Genomic DNA, 10,911 nt, shown 5'->3' on the forward strand with positions numbered 1-10,911 from the left:
CCGGCCTAAGCCGGGCTTTTCTTATTTTCCGTATCTATAGCTTGGTGCTCCGACTACGTCAGTCTCGTATACAAAGATCCCGCCAGCAAGTGGTTCTTTTTTCAGATCCTCTTCTGTCAGCCCTTGTCTCGCTGTCGTGATGTACAATGTCTTCCGCTCCGGACCACCGAACGTACAGCTGGTTACTTGGCTGACCGGCAAATGAACGTCCTCGAGCCGCTCACCTGTTTCAGGGTTCCAGCGGGACACCTTGGATCCGCCGTAATGTGCAATCCAAAGCTTGCCTTCTTCATCAATCGTCATACCATCCGGTTTACCGTCCTTGAACGAAACAACGGTGCGCGGATTGCTGATTTCGCCTTTCTCTCCATCATAATCAAAACACTGCACCTCACCAGTCGGCGTATCGATGTAGTAGAAATATTTATGATCCGGGCTCCACGCTAGTCCATTGGAATTTCCGATACCATCGATGATACGGGTCAGTGTCTGATCTACTTCCATCCGATAAAAGGCTCCTTTATAGCCGCTGCCTTTTTTAGGCATTGTTCCCGCCCACAGCCTGCCGTAAGGATCTGCTTTGCCGTCATTAAAGCGGTTGGAAGGTCTGTCAGTTTCCGGGCTGTGGAGCAGCACCTTCGCTTTCAAATCGCTATCCGTTTCATAAATGCCTTCCTCCATTGCCATAATAAGGCCGCCATCCTTTTTCAATACGACCGCGCCAACTTTCTGATCGACGGGAATCTCTCGATGTTCTTCCGTTTTCGTATCATAGACATGAATTGCCTGACCATTTATATCTACCCAATACAGCTCTTCCGTTTCTTCTCGCCAAAAAGGACCTTCGGCTAAGCTCTGCTTTGCATCTAAGAATAATTTCGCTTCTGCCATTTTCTCCACTCCCTTTATGTATGAATTACCTGCTATAGTAATAATACCACTATATGGATTACTTATTACCTGAATCCCTATCATCTAAGCATGAAAAGGAGGGAATACGATTGATTGAAACTGATCGGCTGCTAATACGGCCTTATACAACTGAGGATATGCATTTTTTGGAGAGCTTAGTCAGCGATCCGCGAGTGGTTCGCTTTATCGGAAACGGAAAACCGAGAACCAAGGAAGGAGCTCGCTTGTTTTTCAATTGGAATTTGTCTCATATGAAGGAAAATCTGCAATTTGGACTGCAGGTTTTAGTTGAGAAAGTAAGTGGTGAATCTATCGGGCATGCCGGGTTGGTTCCACAAGAAGTTGACGGAGTGATGGAACTTGAGGTGGGATACTGGATTGCGCCTGCCTTTTGGGGAAAGGGCTTTGCTACGGAGGCTGCTGCTGCATTCCGAGACGTTGCACTTGAACAATTGAACGAAGATAGAATCATCGCCTTGATCTATCCAGATAATAGTGCATCATGTAGAGTAGCCGAGAAGCTAGGGATGCACGTTTGGAAAAGAATTGAGCGCCATAACAAGCCTGTACTTGTTTACGTTAAAGAAAAAACCCCTCCTAATTAGGAGGGGAAGGAATTATGCATCATAACCATTCGGACGGTTCTGATGCCATCTCCATGCATCACCAATGATGTCTTTCATATCTGTGCGCGTTGGGTTCCAACCGAGTACTTCTTTTGCTTTTGAGGAGCTTGCGATAAGTACAGCTGGGTCACCAGCACGGCGAGGACCGACTTTAGCCGGGATTTCTTTGCCAGTTACGGAGCGAGCCACGTCGATCATCTCTTTAACAGAGAAGCCTTGACTGGAACCGAGGTTGAAGACATCACTCTTACCGCCTTTATCCAAGTACTCCAAAGCTAGCAAATGAGCATCAATCAAGTCAATAACATGGATATAGTCACGGATACATGTTCCATCTTCTGTCGGATAGTCGTCACCGAAGATGCTGATATGCTCACGCTGTCCGAGTGCTGTCTGCAGGATGATTGGAATCAGATGACTTTCCGGGCGGTGATCTTCGCCAATCTGCCCTTCCGGATGGGCTCCACCAACATTAAAGTAACGTAATGAGACGAATTTAATACCATACGCTCCATCACACCATTTCATCATTTTTTCCATCATCAGCTTGGACTCACCATATGGACTTTCCGGATTCGTATCCAGATCCTCTGTAAGCGGCACGACATTTGTGTCGCCATATGTTGCTGCTGTAGAAGAGAAGACAATCTTCTTCACTTCATGCTTACGCATTGTTTCTAGTAGTACTTGCATACCATACACATTGTTGCCAAAGTACTTCAATGGATCTTCAACTGATTCTCCAACAAGAGAGCTTGCCGCAAAGTGGACGACTGCATCTACTTTTTCCTTTGTGAATACATCATCCAGAAATGCTGCATCACGAAGATCTCCTTCATAGAAGACCGCATCCTTGTTTACTGCTGCTAAATGGCCGGTAATCACATTATCAATGATGACTGCCTCGTGCCCTTTTTGCAAAAGCATGGATACCGCATGAGATCCAATATAGCCGGCACCGCCAGTAACTAGTACTTTCATAGATTGTCCCTCGATTCTCTTATATTATCAATCAAATTATATCACGCTTTCGCTTACATAAATGGTTAAGTTTACATCTTATTCCATTCATGCAAATCCAAACTGCGCACACCATTAACCAAATAAGGATCCTGCTCAGCAAGTGCTCTCGCTTTCGCCTCGTCTTCTGTCTGATAGATGACTAGACCGCCTGTTCCATCAGCGAATGCTCCTCTGGCGAAAATGAATCCCTTTTCGTCCAAGTCAGCTAGAAAATCCAAATGTGCTTGGCGGTATTGCTGGTTTAATTCAGGTTTCTCCATTTTAAGAAATGCTGCAAAATATTTCATTAGAATCTCCCCTACTATCTTATTTTGCTGTTTTGGCAAGCATAAGTGCTCCGACAATACCTGCATTGTCTTCAAGACCTGGCGGAACTAAATAATTTTCCGGCAGTGGGACATAACGCTGCAGGAGTGTTTCCAGCTCCTGCTGAATCATCTCATGAAGGCCTTGCTTCTTCATAACTCCTCCACCCATGACGATTTTCTCTGGGCTGAGCACCAATGTATAGCTCATTATTGCCTGAGCTAAATAATAGGCTTCCATCTGCCATACCGCTTCCTGATGGTACAGCTTCTGTGCTTTCTCTCCCCAGCGGGCTTCAATAGCAGGACCAGCGGCCAGCCCCTCCAAGCAGTCCTTATGATACGGGCATTTCCCTGGATACGCATCATTTGTGTTTCGACGGACAAGCAGATGACCCATTTCGGGGTGGGAAAAGCCTTGCAGTGTTTCTCCATTCACAATGGCTCCAGCACCAATACCTGTTCCAACCGTAATATACAGACAGCTGTCTGCATGTTTTGCTGCTCCGTGCATATACTCCCCTAAAGCAGCTGCGTTCACATCGGTATCCAGCCTGACCGGCACACCGAGCCTACTCTTAAGTTCCGACAGCAGCGGGTAGTCCTTCCACTGCAGCTTTGGTGTGTTGCCGATTGTGCCGTAATTTGGGCTGTCTTCTTTTACATCAACAGGTCCAAAGGCACCTACTCCTAGTGCTTCGATCTGTTTACCATGGAAGAAGTCAAACACCAGCTGCAGCGTTTCTTCCGGTTTCGTTGTCGGGAAAGATGCTCTTTCTTCTATATTTCCATGTTCGTCACCGACAGCACAAACAAATTTTGTACCGCCTGCTTCAATTGCTCCATATCGCATCACTATCACCTCATTTGTCTCTCTTATTCTACTATGGAATTTTTCTCCTTCTGCGTCAATAGTTACCCTAGACTGTACAAATGCGGAAATTGTTATAAAATAGTAATATTGAATTGTATCTAATAATCTTAAAAACTTGATTAGTCTGTCAGAAATGGGGGGATGCATGATGACTGCTCTGCAAGCAGTAACTGCATTTGCGCATGAACACGATTTACGTAAAAGTTTTAATAAACTAGCCAGAAAAATTTTTGGCTTTGATTTTGAATTATTATATAAAAGCGGCTTGTGGAATGAACGTTATCACACGCATGCTTTCGCTGATAATACTCAAATTGTCGCGAACGTTTCTGTAAGCGCACTCACAGTACATATCAATCAGCAGAAGACAAAGGCGATTCAAATCGGAACCGTCATGACTGACCCGAGCTACCAGAACCAAGGACTGGCTACACAGCTGCTGCAGCGTGTCATTCAACAATACGAAACGGACACCGATCTCATCTATCTGTTTTCCCGGCCAGGTGTGGAAAGCATCTACGAAAAACTCGGCTTCACTGCTGTACAGGAAAAAATATTTTCCATTCCGGTATCTTCTGAACCGCGCCCGGTTCCGGATTACCGTAAGCTCAAGCCTGCTGTTAATCCGCAGGACATGGTTGTGCTGCTTGACCGTTATGGCAAACGCCATCCGCAGTCTAGTATTCTCGATGTGTCAGACGGTCAGCATATTCTAGGCTTCCATACACTGTATGATCAAGAAATAGAGATTATTGAGCTATTAGAGCCAGCAGCTCTATTGCTTTATAAAAAGATTGGCCAGACTATGCATTTATATGAAGTGATCAGCCCAACACGGCTTGTCTGGAGGCAAATCGCAGATTACGTCGCTCAACCAGGTGTAACCGAAGTCATCTTCCATTTCACGCCGACATTTGCAGATTTGGAACCTCTCTCTCATACGCACACTGAAAGAGATACGCTCTTCGTAAACAAACCAGAGCTGTTGCCCGCGGATTTCCTGTTTCCCGAATTGTCTCATGCATAATATAATGGGATAAAGCTGTGATAGAAAGGAACGAAAAGCAATGCTAGATTTAGAAATGCTGAAAGACAAGGTCGAATTTTTCGAAGCGCATGACTTGTCCACATTAGAAAAGAAAATCAACGAACAAATCCAACACAACAAAGCAATTCTGCTTGAGCTGCACCACGTAGCGCATAACATGCATGTAGATGAGAACGGCCGACGCTTTTTTAGTGCTGTTGCGCATTTTAAGGCAAAGTAAATGCTTGCTTATTAGCACATCTTTAAGCGAAGACAGAGACTCAATACCGACATCCTCTTAGATATATTATCCGGTAAGAGTTTTACATAAAAATACCGTCCACACGGACGGTATTTTTGCGTTCCTAGAAGATAATCCCTGTAACGATCGCAACCGCAATAACAGCAAACGCTGTTCCAGTTGCCCAGAGAATCGTGAATCGCTGGAATTCCCCGAAGTCTACTTTAGACATTCCGACAAGCAAGTATGTAGCCGGAACGAGCGGGCTAAGTAAATGGACAGGCTGTCCGAGCAAGGAGGCACGAGCTATTTCCGCTGCTGAGAAGCCATAGTTGGCAGCTGCTTCTGCCAAAATAGGAACAACGCCGAAGTAATAGGCATCGTTAGACATAAAGAATGTAAATGGAATACTCGTAACTGCAACAATGATACTGAAAGCAGGACCCCATGAATCTGGAATAATGGAAATAAGGCTTGTTGCCATCGCATCCACCATTTCAGTACCAGATAGGATACCTGTGAAAATACCAGCTGCAAATACAAGCGATACGACAGCAAGTACGTTTCCAGCGTGATCAGCAATACGCTCTTTCTGCTGTTTCAAGTTCGGGTAGTTGATTGTGATTGCCACTGCAAATGCAAGCATGAACAATACTGGTAGCGGCATGACACCCTCAATCAGACCAAACATCAATAATGCCGTTAATGCGAAGTTGACCCATAATAGGTGTGGACGCTTCAGTGATGCATCAACTGTAGCAGCCTGCTGTTGAAGGATACGCCGCTCTGCATCATCGAAAGTTACAACACCAAGACGTTTCTTTTCACGGCGTCCCATGATGAAAGCAGTGAAGAAGATCCAGATTGCTCCGCCGACCATAGTTGGGATTAGTGGAACAAATACATCACCTACATCAACATTAAGGGCTGCAGCAGCACGTGCTGTCGGTCCGCCCCACGGTACCATGTTCGTCAAACTTACACACATGACGGCAATTGCCGGCAATATGAGTGGATTCATTTTCAGTCTCTGGTACAGCGGGAAGAACGCAGAGACAGTGATCATATAACTTGTTGTTCCATCCCCATCCAAGGACACAACAAGTGCAAGAGCAGCTGTACCCATAACAATCTTCGTCGGATCACCTTTAACCGCTTTCAAAATACGGCCGACGACTGGATCGAATAAACCTGCATCAATCATGATTCCGAAATATAGAATCGCAAATAATAGCATGATTCCAGTTGGTGCCAAGTCTGTGATACCTTGCAGTGACATTTCCCCTAAGTCACCGGCATGCCCGGTCAGTACTGCAAAAATAGCCGGGATGATCATCAGCGCAATGAGCGCAGACAGCTTTTTCGTCATAATCAAATACATGAATAGAAAGACCATCAAGAATCCCATTATTGCTAACATCCTAAATCCCCCTCATCGTCTCCTGAAACAATTCCCCCAAATCCTAAGCAGCGTTGCATAATATATTACAACTATTGTATGCGCTTCCAAATATAATTTCAACAGTTTTGTTACTTTTTTAAGTAAGAAAACTAATCATAGAATCAGAATGAGCTCTATAACAGCTTTTCCCCTTGAAAATCAGGTAGAATCACCTATGTTTAGATCATTATAAACACGTTAAACACCCTCTACCGTATAACACAATTACCCTTTATAAGTTATACTATTTCACCGTCCCTAGTTTTCATTTTTAATAATCCTATTGCATTCTGTTACCCAAAACTTTTACCTTTCTCTATCATAAAATATACCTTACCCAAAAAGAATACCGGCCATATACACTACGATGGTAACAGTGATACTGCTCAAAACTGTCGTCACAAGAACAGTTTGCGCTGCCAAATCCGGGTTGTTATTATACTCCAAAGCGAATATTGAACTGTTCCTGGAAGTCGGAAATGAGCTGGCAATAAACAGTGACTGTGCGACAGTCCCGTCAAGACCAAGCAGGAAAATGATACCTAAGGCTGCAGCCGGACCGATCAGAAGGCGGGCTATCGTACTCAAATAAAGCACAACATGCGGACGCTTCAGCTGAATTTGTGCTACTTGGGCTCCAAGTGTGATCAATGCCACAGCAAGGAAGGCATCGGCTATGGAGGTGATAGGATTCCAGAGAAATGTCGGAATGTCCACATGGAATGATGCGCATAACACACCGAGGATAATTGCATAAATCATTGGCAGCCGGAGAAGTTCCTTCAAGATAGCATTTCCTTGGCTTTTAACACTCACCATATTGTAAAGACCGTATGTAAAGGTGAGTAGATTCTGATAGACCATGACAATCAGCTGAATGGATACTCCGAGCGGATTTGACTGGAAAACGAGCTGACTGACAGGAATTCCGTAATTCCCTGAGTTCATAAGCACCACGCTGTTCTTATAGGTCGCGGCCACTCCTCGATCCAGCTTGAACAGTCTGCTCGTAATTTCCGTAAAGCTGATGGAAAACGCAGTAAACAGCAGAAGGAATAAAATGATCTGACCAAACACAGAAAGCGGCATACTGCTTTGATACATATTAATAAAACCGTTCACAGGCAGGAAGCAATACGTCAGCAGCTTGGACAAGGTTCCCAGCTGTAATGAAAATTTTCGCTGCAGGATGACGCCGACAGCAAGAAGAATCAATAAAGGCGCAATAACTTCCAAGAAAATCAATGATAATACAGCCATGTGCTCCCTCCTTTTGTAAGCGAATACATGGGTATTATACCCCTACCTTTATCAAAACTCTATAGGAAGCAATTAAAAAAGCAGCCACTCTACGTGGCTGCTTCCACTATACTCTTTTGCGAAGCTTGTTTATCCCAAAGAAAATGACACCGGCAGCAACGAGTGCAACGCCTCCAAGCAGCCAATTAAACACATTCGTGCTCGTATTCGGTAATGGCTGTCCTTCTGCATCATCAGTATCTGATTTAGCTGAAGCAGTTGTCTGTACATTGTCCTGCTGATCCGATTCAGGCTCTGTTGTCGTATTTTCTGTCTCAGTCTCTGTTTGTTCTTCCACTTTCTCTGTATCTTGCTTTGGTTCTTCTGCGTTTGTTTCTTCCTCATCTACCGGTTCAGGTGTCACTTCGGCTGGAACTTCTGTTTCCGGCTCATTCGGTTCAGTCACCGGCTGCTCGGTCTCTTCTTCCTCTTCCGGGACTGGTTCCGGCTGTGTTTCGGCTTTTTCCCCAAGTGCGTAGGCAGCAATCGTACCTGACACTTCATGTGCCGCTAATAACAGTGTCTGCCCTGTCGGACTTTCTTCTGCCGGAATGTACGTCAGTCCTTCTGGTGCAACATCACCGCTTGCACTATCCACAGCTGCTTCATCTCCTTGGAAGTTACGGCTGGAGAAATACGTCGAGAACGCTGGGCTGTTTGGATTCGTCACATCATAAGCCATGATACCGCCTGTCCGCTCCAAACCGATAAATGCATACGTTTTGCCGTCTACATCACCAGTTATAACAGCTTCCGGCTCAGGTCCTTTATCATCACTGCGATTATCAAGCTTATCTTCATCGTTTGTTGTATTGAAATAATCCGGAATTGCTTCGGCTGTTATTTTCTCAAAATCGGCGCCGCTATCGTATACCTGCTGTAAGGAATCCGCATCCCAAATCGAGAAGCTCCGCCCGCCGAATCCATAGACAGCTTCATATTTGCCGTCAGCATTTTTCGGGGCCACAATACTTGTGTTCAAACGGCCTAGCTTTTCATCCTCAAACAAGCCATCCTGCACAAGCTGATTAAGCTGCTCCTGCGTATATCCTTCATACAAATCTGCATTCAATGCGTATGCATCCTCTGCGGCTAAATCAGCCACCCGCATTTCCTCAGAGAAGCCTTCCCAGTCCTGGGCATCGCCTTCATTGGCTGTAATAAGGTATGTCTTCCCTCCGGATTGGAATGCTGTCATCCCGTCCGGCATGTACATGCTGAGTACTGGCCAATTGCCGATCTGGATACCATCATCTTTATTGGATGGATCCAGCTCTATACCTTCCTGAGAGAAATCCTTATAACCCAAGCTTTTTACTGTAGTAAAGCTGTTTGTATTCAAATCCAGCTTCGCAATAGCATTGCTTTCCTGAATAGCTACATACGCATAACGATTATCTTCATCTACAGTTATGTATTCCGGTTCCAGGTTTTCCGCGTAAGATGAATTTTCCGGATCCGGATTTACTTTACGGACATCAGAATCCACGATGTCATCGGTGAATGCTGCTGTTTCAGCTGTCAGGTTATCCAAACCATTTGCTATATTAATGATACTGACAGAGCCCTCAGGATTGACTGAGTAATCATCAGAAGGTTCTCCTTCATTGGCAACAAGCACTTTCGAGCCATCATGTGTGAAAGTAACCATGTCCGGCAATGCCCCTACTTCAACACTAGCCAGCTTGTTGCCATCCGTATCGAGCAGGACGACATGGCCTGGATCAGTCTTCACCGCACTTGGTACCGACACCGCAATATATTTACCTTCCGGATGAATGGCGACACTAGTTACATCGGAAGCACTTACTCCGAATGATTCCAGAGATACACGTTTCAGGAGCGGAATTTCTCCATTTCCATCCTTTAATCCATTCAAATCGAGAATATCCAAAGCTCTGGCTGCACCATTCACTGAGAAGGCACGTTTGGTGTTAGCATCATATGCTACAATCTCTGTTCCGCCTTCACCGATTCCGCTGCCGCTGTTATAGCGGCCAATCTGTTCCACTTGAAGCGCTTGTGCTTGATCTCTGTTATATACCTTCAGTTCTTCTGCATGTCCCACCGCGGGCAATGCTAAACTAGCCGCCGCTAGCGACATGGCTGTCCATTTCTTCCAACTCTTCACCTTCGCCACCCCAACCCTATCATTAGAATATGTATGATAGTCATCATAGCTTATGGGCTTGAAGTTCCTGTTAAAAGTGTATGAAGTTCTTGTAATGTTGCAGGACAGAAAAGAAGGCTGCCATTACATGGCAGCCTAAAGGTTTCATTTACCGTATCCCTCAACGTCCCCAACGCTTTAAGAATACTATAGTTTGATAGTATCTATTTATTATCTTAAAAACAGAAAATACATGGACAATAGACACGCATAGAACAATCCAGATACCAGAATTGCATTCCACAAACCAACAAAAAAGTTGTTTTCTTTCAGGATCATTGGTCCATCCTTTCCTCAGCAGCAGTAAGATTCTCTTCTATATCAGCATTATCGGTTTGGATCTGGCTCCTCTTTAGATGTTTACCCAATTTTCATACGAATATTTCCGAAGTGAATGACATGTAATCAGGTCTTTTGTACTTCTATCAATTTGCCTGTCACAGCAACTCGCTGTTTTCCTGAGAGTGTACAGGTAACTAATGTAATCTCTGGTTTATCTGTATTTTCCAGAATTGCGATATCATTAGGCTCCACAATCTTTACACTGTCTACTTCATATATATAGGTTGCATCTTTATCCTGGAGTTTAATTTCTGCTCCTGCCTTCACTTCAGGTAACTGCCTGAAGAAGCGATCCCCGCGATATCCACGATGACCAGCTATCGAGAAATTATCCTTAGCAGGATTTTGGTTCGTCTTAATTTGCGTCAATGCTGCAGCTAAATTCTCATCAGTTGTCTCGTTAAGCACATATTGCTCTAATTCGATTGATGGAATTTCAAGCTTCATCATATCGGCTAATTCATTCTCCGACCACTTTTGATTTTTCTCTTCCCCGACTTGCGGTACGTCTCCTGCCTCGATACTAGCGAAGGCTTTTTCTAATTCGTTCACTTCTTTCGCATGCATTCTTTCTATAGAGAGGGGAGTGGCAACTAGCGCCACTCCTAGCAAAAGAAACACTACCCCTGCTATCAGTTTTCCTTTTTTCAT

11 protein-coding genes are annotated in these 10,911 nt (G+C 44.7%); 3 read left to right on the forward strand and 8 right to left on the reverse strand.

All coding sequences use genetic code 11. The features are described 5' to 3' along the window. Positions 1-21: 21 nt before the first annotated feature. The gene (locus CHH48_RS10490) at positions 22-891 is read right to left on the reverse strand and encodes an SMP-30/gluconolactonase/LRE family protein (RefSeq protein ID WP_095219397.1); all 870 of its coding nucleotides are present in this window, start codon (positions 889-891) and stop codon (positions 22-24) included. Between the two features lie 110 nt (positions 892-1,001). On the opposite strand from CHH48_RS10490, the gene CHH48_RS10495 reads away from it, so the two are divergent. Next, on the forward strand, positions 1,002-1,517 hold the full coding sequence (locus CHH48_RS10495; RefSeq protein WP_176466435.1) for a GNAT family N-acetyltransferase: 516 nt from the start codon (positions 1,002-1,004) through the stop codon (positions 1,515-1,517). Between the two features lie 12 nt (positions 1,518-1,529). Here the strand turns inward: CHH48_RS10495 and galE are convergent, their stop codons facing one another. The 3 genes from galE to CHH48_RS10510 all read right to left on the reverse strand — a co-directional run bounded on the left by galE (position 1,530) and on the right by CHH48_RS10510 (position 3,722). After that, entirely contained in the window at positions 1,530-2,519 is a 990-nt protein-coding gene (galE, locus tag CHH48_RS10500) for a UDP-glucose 4-epimerase GalE (protein ID WP_095219395.1), read from the reverse strand. 71 nt (positions 2,520-2,590) lie between these two features. Beyond that, on the reverse strand, positions 2,591-2,848 hold the full coding sequence (locus tag CHH48_RS10505; protein ID WP_095219394.1) for a YciI family protein: 258 nt from the start codon (positions 2,846-2,848) through the stop codon (positions 2,591-2,593). Between the two features lie 19 nt (positions 2,849-2,867). Then, entirely contained in the window at positions 2,868-3,722 is an 855-nt protein-coding gene (locus tag CHH48_RS10510) for an ROK family protein (protein ID WP_281252943.1), read from the reverse strand. Between the two features lie 166 nt (positions 3,723-3,888). On the opposite strand from CHH48_RS10510, the gene CHH48_RS10515 reads away from it, so the two are divergent. Both CHH48_RS10515 and CHH48_RS10520 read left to right on the forward strand, forming a co-directional pair. Beyond that, positions 3,889-4,767, forward strand: a complete 879-nt coding sequence (locus CHH48_RS10515) for a GNAT family N-acetyltransferase (protein WP_176466434.1) — start codon at positions 3,889-3,891, stop codon at positions 4,765-4,767. A gap of 40 nt (positions 4,768-4,807) precedes the next feature. After that, positions 4,808-5,008: a DUF2536 family protein gene (locus CHH48_RS10520; protein WP_095219391.1), complete on the forward strand. Its 201-nt coding sequence runs from the start codon at positions 4,808-4,810 to the stop codon at positions 5,006-5,008. A gap of 124 nt (positions 5,009-5,132) precedes the next feature. Here the strand turns inward: CHH48_RS10520 and CHH48_RS10525 are convergent, their stop codons facing one another. The 4 genes from CHH48_RS10525 to CHH48_RS10540 form a co-directional block, all read right to left on the reverse strand. Next, positions 5,133-6,428, reverse strand: a complete 1,296-nt coding sequence (locus tag CHH48_RS10525) for a CitMHS family transporter (protein ID WP_095219390.1) — start codon at positions 6,426-6,428, stop codon at positions 5,133-5,135. A 354-nt stretch (positions 6,429-6,782) separates the two neighbouring features. After that, positions 6,783-7,709 carry an AEC family transporter gene (locus CHH48_RS10530; protein WP_095219389.1) on the reverse strand — a complete coding sequence of 309 codons (927 nt, stop codon included), beginning with the start codon at positions 7,707-7,709 and terminating at the stop codon, positions 6,783-6,785. A gap of 106 nt (positions 7,710-7,815) precedes the next feature. Next, positions 7,816-9,879, reverse strand: a complete 2,064-nt coding sequence (locus CHH48_RS10535; RefSeq protein ID WP_095219388.1) for a choice-of-anchor I family protein — start codon at positions 9,877-9,879, stop codon at positions 7,816-7,818. Between the two features lie 444 nt (positions 9,880-10,323). Beyond that, positions 10,324-10,911, reverse strand: coding sequence for a class D sortase (locus CHH48_RS10540; protein ID WP_095219387.1), 588 nt, complete (start codon positions 10,909-10,911; stop codon positions 10,324-10,326).

The organism is Terribacillus saccharophilus (assembly GCF_002272075.1).
In the GTDB taxonomy this organism is placed as follows: domain Bacteria; phylum Bacillota; class Bacilli; order Bacillales; family Amphibacillaceae; genus Terribacillus; species Terribacillus saccharophilus_A.